This is a genomic window from Variovorax sp. 01N425 (genome assembly GCF_056399465.1).
The window spans coordinates 19,609-34,237 of sequence record NZ_JBFTRJ010000027.1; the positions used below are offsets into that span (position 1 = coordinate 19,609).

General features: G+C 65.0%; 14 protein-coding genes. 6 read left to right on the top strand and 8 right to left on the bottom strand.

Annotated elements, in window-relative coordinates:
• Window positions 1-77 precede the first annotated feature (77 nt).
• The 4 genes from AC1DSC_RS30890 to acuR form a co-directional block, all read right to left on the bottom strand.
• Entirely contained in the window at window positions 78-875 is a 798-nt protein-coding gene (locus AC1DSC_RS30890; protein ID WP_412512557.1) for an aldolase, read from the bottom strand.
• A 126-nt stretch (window positions 876-1,001) separates the two neighbouring features.
• Window positions 1,002-2,642: a thiamine pyrophosphate-dependent enzyme gene (locus AC1DSC_RS30895; RefSeq protein WP_436037870.1), complete on the bottom strand. Its 1,641-nt coding sequence runs from the start codon at window positions 2,640-2,642 to the stop codon at window positions 1,002-1,004.
• Between the two features lie 13 nt (window positions 2,643-2,655).
• Window positions 2,656-3,642: an acrylyl-CoA reductase (NADPH) gene (acuI, locus tag AC1DSC_RS30900; protein WP_412512559.1), complete on the bottom strand. Its 987-nt coding sequence runs from the start codon at window positions 3,640-3,642 to the stop codon at window positions 2,656-2,658.
• 20 nt (window positions 3,643-3,662) lie between these two features.
• A complete protein-coding gene (gene acuR / locus AC1DSC_RS30905) occupies window positions 3,663-4,328 on the bottom strand; it encodes an acrylate utilization transcriptional regulator AcuR (protein WP_412512560.1) in 666 nt (221 codons plus the stop codon).
• 275 nt (window positions 4,329-4,603) lie between these two features.
• On the opposite strand from acuR, the gene AC1DSC_RS30910 reads away from it, so the two are divergent.
• The 4 genes from AC1DSC_RS30910 to AC1DSC_RS30925 are packed head-to-tail and all read left to right on the top strand — an operon-like array spanning window position 4,604 to window position 8,158.
• A complete protein-coding gene (locus tag AC1DSC_RS30910) occupies window positions 4,604-5,587 on the top strand; it encodes a Bug family tripartite tricarboxylate transporter substrate binding protein (RefSeq protein WP_412512561.1) in 984 nt (327 codons plus the stop codon).
• Between the two features lie 23 nt (window positions 5,588-5,610).
• On the top strand, window positions 5,611-6,813 hold the full coding sequence (locus AC1DSC_RS30915; RefSeq protein ID WP_412512562.1) for an acyl-CoA dehydrogenase family protein: 1,203 nt from the start codon (window positions 5,611-5,613) through the stop codon (window positions 6,811-6,813).
• Window positions 6,810-7,472 carry a CoA transferase subunit A gene (locus AC1DSC_RS30920; RefSeq protein WP_412512563.1) on the top strand — a complete coding sequence of 221 codons (663 nt, stop codon included), beginning with the start codon at window positions 6,810-6,812 and terminating at the stop codon, window positions 7,470-7,472. The genes AC1DSC_RS30915 and AC1DSC_RS30920 overlap by 4 nt, the downstream gene beginning before the upstream one ends.
• The gene (locus AC1DSC_RS30925; protein WP_412512564.1) at window positions 7,469-8,158 is read left to right on the top strand and encodes a 3-oxoacid CoA-transferase subunit B; all 690 of its coding nucleotides are present in this window, start codon (window positions 7,469-7,471) and stop codon (window positions 8,156-8,158) included. The genes AC1DSC_RS30920 and AC1DSC_RS30925 overlap by 4 nt, the downstream gene beginning before the upstream one ends.
• A gap of 38 nt (window positions 8,159-8,196) precedes the next feature.
• On the opposite strand, the gene AC1DSC_RS30930 is transcribed toward AC1DSC_RS30925, so the two are convergent.
• The 4 genes from AC1DSC_RS30930 to AC1DSC_RS30945 all read right to left on the bottom strand — a co-directional run bounded on the left by AC1DSC_RS30930 (window position 8,197) and on the right by AC1DSC_RS30945 (window position 11,419).
• Window positions 8,197-8,727: a helix-turn-helix domain-containing protein gene (locus AC1DSC_RS30930; RefSeq protein ID WP_412512565.1), complete on the bottom strand. Its 531-nt coding sequence runs from the start codon at window positions 8,725-8,727 to the stop codon at window positions 8,197-8,199.
• Window positions 8,728-8,823: 96 nt separating this feature from the next.
• Window positions 8,824-9,774, bottom strand: coding sequence for a PDR/VanB family oxidoreductase (locus tag AC1DSC_RS30935; RefSeq protein ID WP_412512566.1), 951 nt, complete (start codon window positions 9,772-9,774; stop codon window positions 8,824-8,826).
• Window position 9,775: 1 nt separating this feature from the next.
• Window positions 9,776-10,300, bottom strand: coding sequence for an MOSC domain-containing protein (locus AC1DSC_RS30940; protein WP_412512567.1), 525 nt, complete (start codon window positions 10,298-10,300; stop codon window positions 9,776-9,778).
• A gap of 213 nt (window positions 10,301-10,513) precedes the next feature.
• The gene (locus AC1DSC_RS30945; RefSeq protein ID WP_412512568.1) at window positions 10,514-11,419 is read right to left on the bottom strand and encodes a LysR family transcriptional regulator; all 906 of its coding nucleotides are present in this window, start codon (window positions 11,417-11,419) and stop codon (window positions 10,514-10,516) included.
• An 84-nt stretch (window positions 11,420-11,503) separates the two neighbouring features.
• On the opposite strand from AC1DSC_RS30945, the gene mdlC reads away from it, so the two are divergent.
• Both mdlC and AC1DSC_RS30955 read left to right on the top strand, forming a co-directional pair.
• Window positions 11,504-13,132 (top strand): benzoylformate decarboxylase, encoded by a 1,629-nt coding sequence (mdlC, locus tag AC1DSC_RS30950; protein ID WP_436288757.1) that lies wholly within the window; start codon window positions 11,504-11,506, stop codon window positions 13,130-13,132.
• A 40-nt stretch (window positions 13,133-13,172) separates the two neighbouring features.
• Window positions 13,173-14,624, top strand: a complete 1,452-nt coding sequence (locus AC1DSC_RS30955) for an aldehyde dehydrogenase (protein WP_412512570.1) — start codon at window positions 13,173-13,175, stop codon at window positions 14,622-14,624.
• Window positions 14,625-14,629: the final 5 nt, after the last annotated feature.

Consider the following 14,629-nt stretch of genomic DNA (forward strand, 5'->3'; position numbering starts at 1 on the left):
GGCGGGCGAACGAGGTCCGGGACGTACATGCCGGAGCATGTCCATCGGACTCAAGGCGCAGGGGTCGGGCGAGTGATCTAGGGGCGCGGCCGACCAGCGAGCCGCGGCGCCGAGCCTGCTTCGGCCTGCCGGCACCAATAGTCGAAGGTGCTGTTCACGATCGAAGGCTTCAGCAGATAGTCGTGCGCCTCGCGGGCCAGCGTGTCGTCCACCGGCGTCAAAGGGCCGAAGGCGGCTTGGGCCCGCAGCTGCATCCGTGCGGCACGCTCGAGATATACCGACAGGTAGGTGGCTTCCTGTGTCGTCTTTCCGGCCGTCAGGTAGCCGTGATGCGCCAGGACGATGGCTCGCTTCGATCCCAGCGCCCGCGAGATGATGACGCCTTCATCATCCGCAATGGGCACCCCCGGCCACTCTGCGAGGAACGCGCAATCGTCATGCAGGGGGGTCATGTCCATCTGGGCGATGACCAACGGCTGCCTGGCTGCAGCGAGCGCGGAGGCCCAGGGCGAATGCGTATGGACGATGGACTGAACGTCGGGCCGCGCCTCATACACCCACAGATGGAAACGCGTCGCAGGGTTCGGCATGCCGCTGCCCGTCAGCGTGTTCAGGTCGCCATCGACTTCGATGAAGTCGTCCGGCGTGGCTTCGTCGAAGCCGAGCCCGAACCTGAGCGTCCAGTACGCGCCTGCCCTGTCGGAGCGCGCGCTGATCTGGCCTGCAAGACCCGCTTCCTGCCCCGTCATGGCAAGAATCCGGCAAGCGCAGGCCAGGGTCTCCTTCATGGTCCGGCGAGGTGACACCAGGTGCCTGGCCATGTCCTGGGTGGCACGATCGTCGAAGTAGTCCTTGGACCGCAAGTCTTCAGTCATGTGGTGTGTCTCCGTGTCTTTGTAATGACACAAAGTATCCTGGGCTGCGGCACAGCACACCATGCAGCACAGCTCATAGCAGCTATGAGCTTCGCGCGACGACCTCTCGAATCAACGGACCTGCGCTCACTCCCACTTGAGGGAGCGTTCCACCGACATGTCCGGATCGCTGCAGACTTCGATCAACGCCGGTCCCTCGACGCCCATCGCTTGTTCGACGACGCCTGCGGCATCCCTGGAGTGCTCGATCCTGAATCCGCGGGCGCCGAATGCCTCGGCAAGTTTTGCGAAGCCGGGATTCGCCAGGTCGGTGCCGCTGATGCGATGGGGAAAGTGCCGCTGCTGGTGGGTGCGGATGGTGCCGTATGACCCGTTGTTGGACACCACCACGCGCAGGTTCAGCCTTCTGTCGACCGCGGTGATCAGTTCATTGCCGCTCATGAGAAATCCGCCGTCGCCGACAAAGGCGAGGACTTCTCGCCCCGGATGGCGCAGGCCAGCCGCGACACCCGCGGGAACACCGGTTCCCATGGCTCCGCATGCCGAACCGAGCAGCCGGTTCGCCGGCGTCATCTTGAAGATGCGGTGAACCCAGGCTGCAAAGTTGCCCGAGTCGGTGGTCAAGACTGCATCGTTCCGGGCCAACCGTGCGATTGCCATGATCGTGTGGCCCAGGACGTCGTTTGCCACGACGTTCTCTGGTTGCCAGCCGTGCGCACGGTCGGCCGCTGCGCGCACCCGCTCGAGCCACTGGCTCGACACCGCCCTGGAGCCGCCATGGCGCAATGCGGCACGCACGAAGCCATGCGCCGTCGAGACAATTGGCAGTTCCGTGGCGAAGTGGCGCCCGATCATCGACGGATCGGGATACACGTGAACGAACTTCTGCGGATTGGTGCCTTGCCGCGGAAAGGCAAACCCCAGGGACGACACGTCGCCCATGCGGCTGCCGAGGGCAATGATCAGGTCGGCCTCGCTGAAAAGCGCCGTGTGCGCGGGCGAGGTGAAGAAGCTCAGTTGGCCGATCCAGCGAGGGTCTGTGTTGGAGAACTGGTCCTGGTTCTTGTTGGTGACGGCAACGGGAATGTTCCACCGGCCGACGAGCGCCTGGAGCTCGTTGCGGAAATCATCTGTCCGGCACTCACCACCCACGATCAGGATCGGCCGGCTGGCCTTGGAAATCAGCTCGTGCACGCGCGCGGCATCCTCCAGGGTCGCCTCGGCGCGTGCGACACCGTGAACCCGCGCGGGCTGCCGCTCGACCAGTTCGGTCAGCACGTCTTCGGGCAACTCGACAGCGACCGGTCCCGGCGTTCCCGAGACCGCCGCGGCAAAGGCGCGGGCCATCACTTCGGCGACGCTTGCCGCCTTGTCGATGCGCCCCGACCATTTCAGCAAGCCGGAAAAAGCCTTGCTGGAATCGATTTCCTGAACGGCGCCGCGGCCCAGGTTCGGCGTTTCGACCTGGCCTATCAGTAGGATCAGCGGAACGGCCTCTTCGGCCGCCACGTGAACGCCGATGGCAGCATTGAACGCCCCGGGGCCCCGGCTCGCCATGACGATGCCGGCGCGGCCCGTCAACTTGGCGTCCGCAATCGCGGCCAGCGCCGCGGAGCCTTCGTGGCGGCATGTCACCAGATCGAAATCCTCTCGCGCGTGAAGCGCGTCCAGGAGCGCCAGGAAGCTTTCACCGGGAACGCTGAATGCACGGTCCGCACCATGCGCGACCATGCTGTCGAGGATGGCCTCGGCAACTCTGTACGTCATGAACGTCCTTCTCTTAAGACGCGTTCACGTCGACGATCAGGCGGCCCCGGATCTCGCCCCGCATGAGCCGGGCGGCTGCGTCGATCGCTTGCGGCAGCGCGATCTCGGCCGCAATGTCTTCCAGGATCGAACCATCCAGATCGCGCGCCAGCCGCTCCCACGCCGCGACACGGTCGGCCTTTGGCCGCATCACGCTATCAACGCCGATGAGGCTTACCCCGCGGAGGATGAACGGCGCAACCGACGCAGGCAGGTCGAGCCCCTGCGCCAGGCCGCACGCAGCGACAACGCCGTTGTATCGAAGCTGCGCGCATACATTGGCCAGCGTGTGGCTGCCAACCGAATCCACGGCGGCGGCCCAGCGCTCCTTCTGCAGCGGCTTGCCCGGTTCGCTCAACTCCTTGCGATCGATCACGTCGCTGGCCCCGAGCCGCCGCAGATAATCGGATTCGTCCAGCCGCCCCGTGGACGCGGTGACCGTGTACCCGAGCTTGGCCAAGAGGGCGATCGCAACGCTTCCCACGCCGCCGTTCGCCCCCGTCACGAGCACTGGCCCATCGCCCGCCTTGAGGCCGTGGCGCTCCAGAGCCATCACGCACAGCATGGCGGTGTACCCCGCGGTCCCGATGGCCATGGCATCCCTGGTGCTGAAACGCTTCGGAAGCGGAATCAACCAGTCGCCCTTCACGCGCGCCCGCTGTGCAAGCCCGCCCCAATGCGCTTCGCCAACGCCCCAGCCGTTGAGCACCACCGTGTCGCCCGGCTTGAATTCGCGATGGTCGCTCTGCTCCACCACGCCCGCAAAGTCAATGCCCGGCACCATGGGAAAGCTCCGGACCACAGGGCCCTTTCCGGTGATGGCCAGGCCGTCCTTGTAGTTCAGCGTGCTGAATTCGACGCGGACCGTGACGTCGCCCGCGGGCAGGCGGTTTTCATCGATTTCGGCCAGCGAGGCGCGGTAGCCTTCCGCGTCTTTTTCCACGACGATGCCTTTGAACATGTTTTCGCTCCAGTAATAAATCAGTGATCCGCCGCGTGGCGGGGCGACGTTTGGGCGGGTACACCCAGGCTGGACAGGAATGCCTCGATGAAGGTGACCAGGGGCCGGTCCGACTGCACCAGCCTGGCTCGGAGCACGGCACCCTCCCAGGCGATCCAGAAGAACTCGGCGAGCTGCTCGACATTCAGCGTTGCCGAGATGGTTCCTGCGGACTGAGCCTCTCGCAGGCAGCAAGCCACCCGCTCTTGCCAGCCGACAAGAATGGCGTCGAGGCGTTCGCGAAAATCCAAAGGCAGGGCACCCAGTTCCTGGCTCAGGTTGCCGACAAGGCATCCCCGCGTGAAGCGGTGCTTGCGCATGCCTCGCGATGCATCGGCAATGAAGTCGGCAAGCCGATCGAGCGGTGCACGTTCCTGGTTCAGCAGCCACCGGTCGAGCTTGCGCTTGAAGTAGTCGTCGTACGCCTCCATCACGGCCGCTCCGAACGCGTCCTTGTTCGCGAAGTAGTGATAGAACGAGCCCTTGGGCACGGTCGCCCGCTTCAGCACGGCATCCAGGCCCGTCGAACTGAAGCCCTGCTCGGTGAGCAGCTCCATCCCGCATCGGATCAGTACATCACGCGTTGCCGCATACGCCGGCGAAGGCCGCCTGCCGCGCGCCACGGCCGTTTTGGGTTTTTCTGTCATGCAGCAATTCTAGACCGATCGTCTAGAGATCATCCACTGCTTTCTCGAAGGCATGCGCGCATCCGCCGAAGCCGCACCAACATGCGAACACGCATGCACTTTCATTGGGCGATCTGCACCTCATTGCAGGGGCGACGGATTGAATCTGCAGATTTCTCTAGACTTGATTGCAGGCCCAAGTCTTGCTCGTAAACCCCTACTAGAGTCCTAATTGACACAATGTGTCCTGTAGCAAATACTTCTACCACCTCCTCACTTCTGCAGAAGGAAGCCCCATGAAGCCCCGCTCCATCAAGAAATGGCTTGTCGCCGCCAGCCTCGCCTGCCTGGCCATCACTACCGCGCTGGCCGACGAGCCGTATCCGTCAAAGCCGATCAAGCTCGTTGCGGGTTTCCCGCCAGGGGGCCCCACGGACATCATTGCGCGCGTGATTGCGCAGGGCCTCGGCAAAGAGCTCAACGGCACGGTCATCGTTGACAACCGCGCAGGTGCCGGCGGCGTCATCGGCGCCGATGCCGTCGCCAAGTCGAAGCCGGACGGCTACACCCTGCTCGTCGCGGTGGAGTCCTCGCAGACGCGCGGGCAAGCCCTCAACCCGACGCTTTCCTATGACCAGCTCAAGGACTTTGCCTACGTCAGGAACGTCGCCAAGCAGCGCAATCTCGTCGTCGTGAATCCCGACGTGCCGGTCAACAGCATCAAGGAACTCATTGCCTACGCGAAGGCAAACCCCGGGAAGCTGAATTTCGGCGGCACCTTCGGCGCGACATCGCACATCGGCGGAACGCTGTTCGATGCACGCAACGGCACGCAGCTCACATTCGTGAACTACAAGGGCGGCGCGCAACCCATCACCGATCTCATGGCCGGCGTGGTGCAGGTCGGCTTCTTCACCGAGGCGACAGTCGCCCAGCACATCCGGGCCGGAAAGATCAAGGCCCTTGCGGTCGCCGCGCCGGAGCGCTCGCCCGCGTTCCCGGACCTTCCCACGCTCCAGGAAGCTGGCAGCAAGCCGATCGACCTTTCGCCTTGGTTCGGCATTGCGGCGCCTGCCGGCACGCCGGGTCCCGTCGTCCAGAAGATCGCGGCGGCGCTGGACAAGGTGGTGACGAGCCCCGAGTTCCTGGCGCAGTTGGAGACGCTCGGCGCCGTTCCGGTGAAGGTGTCGACACCCGATCTGTATACCAAGCAGGTGGCCAAGGAGATCGTGTTCTGGAACGATTGGGCGAAAACGATGACGACTCCTTTGGCCCGCTGACCGACTGCCCGGTATTCGATCCGATGAACTTCTACGACCTATACGACGAGAGACTGCCCGCGGCGGAGCGAGCGCTCGTTCAATCCGCCGGCGACTTCTGTCGCGGCGAATTCAGCGCCCACCTCCTGGAGTCGCACACGCAGGGCCGCGCCTACGATGCCTCATGGATCGACAGGTGGGCAAAGGAAGGCTTCCTGGGGCTTCAAACGCCAAGGGAATTCGGCGGCCACGACGCCTCGTTCCTCTGCAAGATTCGCGTGGCGCAGACGATGGCGGAGCATGGTTTTGCCGCCGCCTTTGCCATCAACAACCTGCAGGGCTCCGTGACTCGCGTGGCGCGCTTCGGCTCCGAGAAGCAACGTGCCGAGCTCCTGGCCGCCATGCTGGGCGGGCGAACGCTGTGCGCCCCAGCCATGTCCGAGCCCGACGGCGGCAGCGATCTGGCCGCGCTGAAGACAAAGGCACGGCGCGTGGACGGCGGATGGCTGATCAGCGGCACGAAGTCGTGGATCACCAACGGTTCCATCATCCAATGCGCCAACCTGCTTGCAAGAGTTGAAGACCCAGTCGGCGCGGAGGCCGGCGATATCGCGTCTTTTCTGGTGCCGCTGGTTGACGGGCCGACGCTGCGAAGGGATGAACCCGTGATGCCGGGCGCCCGCTCCTTCCGCCTCGCATCCCTGGTTTTCCAGGATCATTTCGTTCCCGACTGGTGTCTCTTCGACCCACCGGGGCAGGCGTTCAAGTCTTCCATGGCATCGGTCAATGCCGCACGCGTTCATGTCGCGGCAATGTGCGTCGCCGCTGCCAAGGCGGCCTTGGCAGAGACGGTGGGCTACGCGGAATCAAGGCAAGCCTTCGGCAAGCCGCTGCTCAGGCACCAGGGACTCGGGTGGGAGCTCGCGGAGGTCTCGCTGCGCCTGGAGGCGGCCAATGCCCTCGTGCTGCGCGCGGCGATCGCCGTGCAAACAGGAAAGGCGGCTCTGACGCTAGCCGCCCAGGCAAAAAAGTTCGCCGTCGACGTGGCCGTCTGGGCACTCGATCAGTGCCAGCGTGCAATGGGCGCCACCGGCGCGAGCGCCGATCACCGCCTTGCCATGCTGTCGAGCGAAACACGGCTGGCGGCATTCGGCGACGGCACCAACCAGATGCTGCTCGACCGCATCGCCAAGGGCCTGGCCAAAGACTACGGGCCTTCGCCCGCGCAAAAGGAATCTGATCGATGAGAAATGTGGTCGTCAAGGATGCGAGCGCCGCGGTAGCCGGCTTGCGCGACGGAGACACGGTGATGGTCGGCGGATTCGGCGGCGCGGGCGTTCCGCGCGGGATGATCGAGGCGGTGCTGGACCTTAAGGTGCGCGAACTGACCGTCATCTCCAACAACGCAGGCTCCGGTGGCCAGGACCTCTCGCTGTGGTTCGGTGCGCGCATCGTCCGCAAGATCATCTGTTCCTATCCGAGAAGCGCGGACGTGTTCGCCGACCAATACCGGGCCGGCGATGTCGAACTCGAACTGGTCCCGCAGGGCACGCTGGTCGAGCGCATCCGGGCCGGCGGTGCGGGCCTTGGCGGATTCCTCACGCCGACGGGTGTAGGCACCGTGTTCGAGAAGGGCAAGCAGAAGGTCGTGGTCGACGGCCGCGAGTTCCTTCTGGAGAAGCCCTTGCGCGCACAGTTCTCGCTGCTCAAGGGCCGGCAGGCGGACGTGCTCGGCAACCTGAACTACAACAAGACGGCACGAAACCACTCGGTGGTGATGGCCACTGCCGGCGAGGTGGTTGCGGTCGAGGTCGACGAACTCCTGGAGCCCGGCGAGCTCGATCCCGAAGGCGTCATCACCCCCTGCATCTTCGTCGACCGCGTCTTTCTCTCGAGGCCCGCATGAACTCTCTCACCAGACTGGAACTCGCGCGCCTGGTCGCCCACCAGCTTCCCAGGCAAGGGTTCGTCAACCTCGGCATCGGCGCGCCGACGAGCGTGGCGGACTATCTTCCCTCCGATACCTCGGTCATGCTCCATAGCGAGAACGGCATTCTCAACGTCGGGCCCAAACCGGCCGAGGGAGAGGAAGACCTGGACCTGATCAATGCCGGAAAGATGCCCGTCACCCTCGCCCGGGGCGGCTCCTTCTTCGACTCGAGCCTGTCGTTTTCGATGATGCGCGGAGGCCACCTCGACATCGCCATCCTCGGTGCGTTCCAGGTCTCCCAGCACGGCGACCTAGCCAACTGGACCACAGGCGACCTGAACGGTGCACCGCCAGCCATCGGCGGTGCCATCGATCTTGCCGTGGGAGCAAAGCAGATCTGGGTGATGATGGAACACACCACGCGCGACGCCCAGCCGCGCCTGGTCGAGCGTTGCACCTTGCCGCTCACGGCAGTGGGTGTGGTGGCCAAGGTGTTCACGAACCTCGCGATCATCGACGTCACCGCCGATGGATTTGTGGTGCAGGCGCTTTTCGAGGGTGCATCGCTTGAATCCGTGCAGCAGCTCACCGGAGCGCCGCTGAAGCCGGCGCCCACGCTGCGGCGATTCTCTTCGGACGGGGTGCTCGCGCCGTCCCTTTGAGGCCGGGGTTCAGGCTGAGGGGCGACCCGCCCCAGGACCTATGCGGTGGCGGCAATCACGACAAGGGCCGAAGCCGGTTCGTCGGTGAGCGCCGTGAGCTTGTGCGGAATGGTGGAGTCGAACTGCACACAGTCGCCGGGTTCCAGGCGTTCCTTACGAGCCCCGATCTGCATCTCGATGTGGCCGGTCAGAACGAAGAGGATTTCCTCGCCCTCGTGGTGGCTCATGATCCGGCCGCGCTTCTGGATTTTTCCCGGCCGCACGATGAATGCCCGCATCACGCGATCGTTGCGAAGGCCCGCGACCAGCGAGAGATGCGTCGTGGGATCTCCCGCAATGGATCCATTGCCTCGGACGATCGAAACGACGTCTTCCTCCGGCTGTTGTCCGAAGAGCCGGTCCACCGTCACGCCCAGGGCCTTGGCGATATTGAGCGCCGATTCGATCGACGGGGTGGATACGCCCCGCTCGATCTTCGACAAATAGCTGCGCGTGAGCCCTGAGTCTCGAGCCAGATTCTCCAGCGTCAGTCCGCTTTGGACGCGCAGATACTTGAGATGTAGTGCCAAGGCTTTGAATGGGTCTGTGGCAGGCCGATCGGCTGCTTGCAAACCTCTGGAAATTGCTGCGGGGCCCGATTCTGGCACGAGTGTGTCGCCCGCATCCTAGATGTCGAGCACCAGGCGGTGCCCTGCACACCCCGCAACGCAGATGATCACTTCATGGGCGCGCTCCTGGGCGCTCAATACGCGATCGTGATGGATCGGCGGTCCCTCGGTCCAGCGCGTACGGCATGCGCCGCAGATGCCGCCTGCGCATGACACGGAGATATCGGCGTCCACCGCTTCTAACGTGGCCAGGAGTCCCACCTCGGGCCGCACTTCCATCTCGCGACCGCTCTTGCTCAGCACTACGGTGTATGGCTGCGCGTTCAGGGTTGGAGCAAGCTTGGGCGCCGTGAATCGCTCCACATGTTTGCGGCTTTCAGGCCACTCGGCGACAGCGGATTCGAATGCATCGAGCATCCCGGTGGGTCCGCAGCAAAACGCCTTCGCATCCGGGCCAGCGCCCTCCACGATGAATTGGATGTCGGGCGGATCGGCCTCGAGCGTGTTGTACAAGTGGACCCGTCCACCTTTTACCGCCGGCGCCAGCATGTCGATCAGGCTCGGCTCTCCCATGCTGGCCCAGTGCAGCTGGTAGTTCGACTGGCCTTCACGCTCCAGTGCCAGGATGGCAGACACGAACGGCGTCACGCCGATTCCGCCTGCGACAAAGATGTTCATCCCGGTAGGCGAGAGCTCCAACCCGCTTCTGGGCACCGAAACACCGATGACTTCGCCGGCACGAAGCTCGTCGTGTATGTGGCATGACCCGCCGCGCCCTGCTTCCTCGCGCTTGACCGCAACCACATATCTCCTGCAGTCCGCAGGATCGTTGCAGAGCGAATAGGTACGCACGAGCCCACTGGCCAAATGGAGATCGATGTGCGCTCCGGGCCTGAAGGCAGGCAGGCGCCACCCGTCCTGGTCGGCCAATACCAGCCGCTTGACCCCCGGCACAGGCTCATCGATTTCCCGAACGACAGCTTGAAGATGCTTGATCGCCTTCGGCATATCACGACCCGTGGACAGCGTCGCCCACGCGAACGATGCCGCCCTTCAAAATCCGACAGTTGAGCCCCGACCTGTTGATCAATGGATCGAACACGGCCTTGCCGAGAATCTCCTCGATGTGGCGGCACGGCGTGGACAGCCGGGTGGCTTCGAGAAGCGTTTCCCCTACCCAGAACTGGCGGCCGACGAGATGATTGAGCGGCACCCCTTGCACGGTCACGTTTCTGCGATGCTCCTCGGGCAGCATCTGGATTTTTGCATCGCGCGCCAGGGCTTCCAGCGTCTCGTTCTCGAACAGCGTGATCTGCCGACCCTCCTCCGGCTTGTGGGAATAGAAGCCGGACTCCCGGCCGATCATGTACCGGTCTCCCTCGATGCCCTTGCCGGCAATGAGCGTCAACTCATCGAAGGACTCCATGGGAAGGAAGGCCCGAGGCGTGATGTGCAGATGCCGAACGACGCCCGTCCATGCAGGAACGACCTCTCGCTCGTCGAGCCGCTGTTGGTGGGTTGCTGCAGTAAGCATGTAAGACGCTCCTTGATAACGGCGATCCAGCCGGTCTGATGAAGGAACGTCATTATAGGACACTTTGTGTCCTATGGGACTCGTCTGAACGCAGATCGCTGTCCATGCTGATAGGCCACCGCCCTCAGCGAAGCGACCGAAGGCATGTGCATCTGGCCGACAGCTTCTGCAGCAGTTGCTGCATGCCTCCGCATCATTCCGCCATCAGCGTCCCTAGTCTTTGAAAAGACCGATGAAGAGATTCCGCATCCAGTGGTGCGCCGGGTCCGATTCGAAGCGGCGGCTCCAGTGCAGCGACACCGTGAAGGCGCTGCGGGGAAGCTCCGCCGGGAGCACCGCATAGCGCTTCGGCTCGATGAACCTGCGCGCGATCGCCTGCGGCATCACGACAGCAAAATCGGTGCGCGCGATGATCGCCGGCAGTGCCAGGAAATGCGCCGAGTTGAGCACCAGCCTTCCATCGAGCCCGAGTTGCTGCAGGATGCGGAAGGTCTCCGAGTGCGAGCGCACGGCCACGTACTCCAGGCGCCGCAGATCCTGAATGGTCATGCGGGCATCCGCCGCCTTGGTGCTCTTGGCCATCGGATGTCCCGCCCGCACCACCACCGCGTAGCGGTCGCGCAGCAGGTCGACGCGCTCCGTTCCGCTGACCGAGGGCAGAAACCCGAGCGCGAAATGGATGGCTCCGGTTTCGAGGGCATCGGTGATCTCCCCGTGCGGCAGCGGCGTCGTATGCACCCGTATGCCGGGTGCCTGGCGGTGCAAGGCCTCCATCAGTTCCGGCAGCAGCCGGGCCTCCCCGATGTCGTTCATGTGCAGCCGGACGGTCATGCGCGAGCGTGAGGGGTCGAAGGTGTCTTCGTCCCGCAGCACATCCTCGATGGCGGCCACGGCGGGCTGGACGACGCTTGCGAGCCGCTCCGCGCGCAGCGTCGGACGCATGCGGCCGTTGGCACGCACGAACAGCGCATCGCCCAAGGCGAGCCGCAGTCGCGTCAGGCCTTGGCTGGCCGCCGGCTGCGACAGCCCCAGCGCATCGGCGGCGCGGCTCACGCTGCCCAGGCGGTACACCGCCTCGAACAGGCGGAGCAGGTTCATGTCCAGCTTTTCAGTATGCATACTGCTTATTGTGCTCTAGACATTTCATTGTATTGATGAATACCACGCGAACCGCAAAACTGCGGACCTCACCTAGGAGCATTCATGGACCGACGCGTCGAACTTCCCGCGCAAGCACCCGTCCTGGTCGGCAGCCCCCTGACCGTGCGCGACGCCGTTTTCAGGCTGCTGCGCGCATTCGGCATGACCAGCGTGTTCGGCAACCCGGGCTCGACGGAACTGCCGATGTTCATCGACTTCCCGCAAGACTTCCGCTACGTGCTCGGCCTGCAGGAATCTGTGGTCGTGGGCATGGCAGACGGATATGCGCAGGCCACGCACAACGCGGCCTTCGTCAACCTGCACTCCGCCGCCGGCGTCGGCCATGCGATGGGCAACATCTTCACGGCCTTTCGCAACCGCACGCCGCTCGTGATCACGGCCGGCCAGCAGGCGCGGTCAATCCTGCCCTTCGAACCCTTCCTCGGCTCCACGCAGGCGCCCGAGCTGCCGCGACCCTACGTCAAGTGGAGCGTCGAGCCGGCGCGGGCCGAGGACGTTCCGCTGGCGATCGCGCGGGCCTACTACATCGCGATGACGCCGCCGCGCGGCCCGGTGCTGGTTTCGATTCCGTCGGATGACTGGGACGTGCAGACCTTGCCGGTCGATGCACGCGAGGTCAGCCGCCACGTGCGCGCAGCCCCCGACCTTCTCGCGCGCATTGCCGCAGCCCTCGATGGTGCCCGCGCTCCCGCCTTCGTGGTCGGTGCCGCGGTCGATCGCGACGAGGCCTGGAAAGAAGCGGTTGAATTGGCCGAGCGGCACAACGCCCGCGTGTACGTCGCGCCCATGTCGGGCCGATGCAGCTTCCCGGAAGACCACCCGCTGTGGGGAGGCTTCCTGCCGCCGATGCGCGAGCGCATCGTCGAGCGGCTCGCCGGCCACGACCTCGTATTTGCGCTTGGTGCGCCGGCGTTCACCTACCATGTGCCGGGCCAAGGACCGCACCTGCCCGAAGGATGCGAGCTGGTGCAGCTGACGGACGATCCCCAGGTCGCGGCCTGGGCGCCGACAGGAAGCTCCGTGGTCGGCAGCATCCGCCTCGGGTTGCTCGATCTGCTCGAATGCAGCGCGCCGCGCGATCGTCCGGCACCACCTGTCCATGTGCGGCCACCGCGTGTTGCAGAGCCCGGGCCCGGCGAACGCCTGCCGGTGGCGTGGGTCCTGCAGACGCTGGCCGACGTGCGCGCGCGCGACAGCATCCTGGTCGAGGAAGCACCCAGCGCACGGCCCGTGATGCACGGCCACCTGCCGGTCTTCGAGTCGGAAACCTTCTACACCATGTGCAGCGGCGGCCTGGGTTTCGGCCTTCCGGCCGCGGTGGGTGTGGCGCTGGGCAAGCCGGGCGCGCGGGTCATTGCATTGGTGGGCGATGGCTCGGCAATGTATGCCATCCAGGCGCTGTGGAGTGCAGCCCAACTGGCGCTGCCGGTCACGGTGCTGATCCTGAAGAACCGCCGCTATGCCGCGCTCTATGAGTTCGCGCGCATCTTCGGCTACCGGCCTGACGAGCATGTGCCGGGCACCGACCTGCCCGATCTCGATTTCGTTGCGCTGGCTGGCGCGCAAGGCATGAAGGGGCTGCGCGTCGACACGGCGGAGCAGTTGCGTCCGGCCTTGCATCAAGCCCTGCAATCGACCGCACCGATGCTGGTCGAGATCGAAGTGGCCTGACAGTTTTTCGCTTTTTTCAGATCTACAAGGAGACAAGACGATGGGCACGATATCGATGTTGATCAATGGCGAGGACCGCCAGGCTGCGGACGGTGCCACCTTCGAGCGCCGCAATCCGCTCGACGGCACGGTGGCGACCATCGCGCCGGCCGCCACGAAGGCCGACGCCGTGGCAGCGGTTGAAGCCGCCGCAGCCGCGTTTCCGGCCTGGTCCCGCACCGGCCCGGGCGAACGCAGGGCGCTGCTGCTGAAGGCGGCACAGGCCATCGAGGCCAAGGCAGAGGCCCTGACGGATGCCATGGCATCCGAGACTGGTGCTGGCGCCCCGTGGGCCGGATTCAACGTGCACCTGGCGGCCGGCATGCTGCAGGAGGCTGCCGGCATGACGACCCAGATCAGCGGCGAGGTTATCCCCTCCGATGTGCCCGGCAGCCTGGCCATGGGCCTGCGCCGCCCGGCCGGTGTGGTGCTTGGCATCGCGCCATGGAATGCACCGGTGATCCTCGGCGTGCGTGCGATCGCCACGCCGCTCGCTTGCGGCAACACGGTCGTGTTCAAGGGCTCGGAACTCAGCCCTGCGACCCACGGACTGATCGTTGAAGCGTTCAAGGATGCCGGCTTCCCGCCGGGCGTCGTCAACTTCGTGACCAATGCGCCGGCGGATGCGGCCGAAGTGGTCGAAGCAATCATTGCCCATCCAGCATTGCGTCGCGTGAACTTCACAGGCTCCACCCGCGTCGGCAGGCTGATCGCGCAGACCTGCGCGAAGTACCTGAAGCCGGCGGTGCTGGAACTGGGCGGCAAGGCCCCGCTGGTCGTGCTGGACGATGCCGATCTCGATGCCGCCGTCAATGGCGCGGCCTTCGGCGCCTTCGCCAACAGCGGCCAGATCTGCATGAGCACCGAGCGCATCATCGTGGACCGCAAGATCGCAGACGCCTTCGTCGCGAAGCTCGCCGCCAAGGCCACGCAGCTCCCGCTGGGCGATCCGCGCAAGGGGCCGGTGGTGCTGGGTTCGGTGGTCGACGCGAGCACCGTCGAGCGCTGCAACGCGCTGATCGACGACGCGCTTGCAAAGGGTGCGAAGCTCGTGTGCGGCGGCAAGGCCGACAGCACGCTGATGCCCGCGACGCTGCTCGACCACGTCACGCCGCAGATGCGCATCTACCATGAAGAGAGCTTCGGTCCCGTGAAACCGGTGGTGCGTGTCGACGGCGTCGACGAGGCGGTGCGCGTGGCCAATGACAACCCCTACGGACTGTCCGCCGCCGTGTTCGGGCGCGACATCGCGCGTGCTTGGGACGTCGCCAATCGCATCGACTCCGGCATCTGCCACGTGAACGGCCCGACCGTGCACGACGAGGCGCAGATGCCCTTCGGCGGCGTGAAGGACTCGGGCTACGGCCGCTTTGGCGGCAAGGCCGGCATCGACGCGTTCACCGAACTGCGGTGGCTCACGGTGCAGACCACCGAACGCCACTATCCGTTCTGATGAAG

Bases quoted from the DNA above. Each gene is read 5' to 3' on its own strand.
- AC1DSC_RS30890 (WP_412512557.1), bottom strand. From the start codon at position 875: ATGACTGAAGACTTGCGGTCCAAGGACTACTTCGACGATCGTGCCACC.
- AC1DSC_RS30895 (WP_436037870.1), bottom strand. From the start codon at position 2,642: ATGACGTACAGAGTTGCCGAGGCCATCCTCGACAGCATGGTCGCGCAT.
- acuI (WP_412512559.1), bottom strand. From the start codon at position 3,642: ATGTTCAAAGGCATCGTCGTGGAAAAAGACGCGGAAGGCTACCGCGCC.
- acuR (WP_412512560.1), bottom strand. From the start codon at position 4,328: ATGACAGAAAAACCCAAAACGGCCGTGGCGCGCGGCAGGCGGCCTTCG.
- AC1DSC_RS30910 (WP_412512561.1), top strand. From the start codon at position 4,604: ATGAAGCCCCGCTCCATCAAGAAATGGCTTGTCGCCGCCAGCCTCGCC.
- AC1DSC_RS30915 (WP_412512562.1), top strand. From the start codon at position 5,611: ATGAACTTCTACGACCTATACGACGAGAGACTGCCCGCGGCGGAGCGA.
- AC1DSC_RS30920 (WP_412512563.1), top strand. From the start codon at position 6,810: ATGAGAAATGTGGTCGTCAAGGATGCGAGCGCCGCGGTAGCCGGCTTG.
- AC1DSC_RS30925 (WP_412512564.1), top strand. From the start codon at position 7,469: ATGAACTCTCTCACCAGACTGGAACTCGCGCGCCTGGTCGCCCACCAG.
- AC1DSC_RS30935 (WP_412512566.1), bottom strand. From the start codon at position 9,774: ATGCCGAAGGCGATCAAGCATCTTCAAGCTGTCGTTCGGGAAATCGAT.
- AC1DSC_RS30940 (WP_412512567.1), bottom strand. From the start codon at position 10,300: ATGCTTACTGCAGCAACCCACCAACAGCGGCTCGACGAGCGAGAGGTC.
- AC1DSC_RS30945 (WP_412512568.1), bottom strand. From the start codon at position 11,419: ATGCATACTGAAAAGCTGGACATGAACCTGCTCCGCCTGTTCGAGGCG.
- mdlC (WP_436288757.1), top strand. From the start codon at position 11,504: ATGGACCGACGCGTCGAACTTCCCGCGCAAGCACCCGTCCTGGTCGGC.
- AC1DSC_RS30955 (WP_412512570.1), top strand. From the start codon at position 13,173: ATGGGCACGATATCGATGTTGATCAATGGCGAGGACCGCCAGGCTGCG.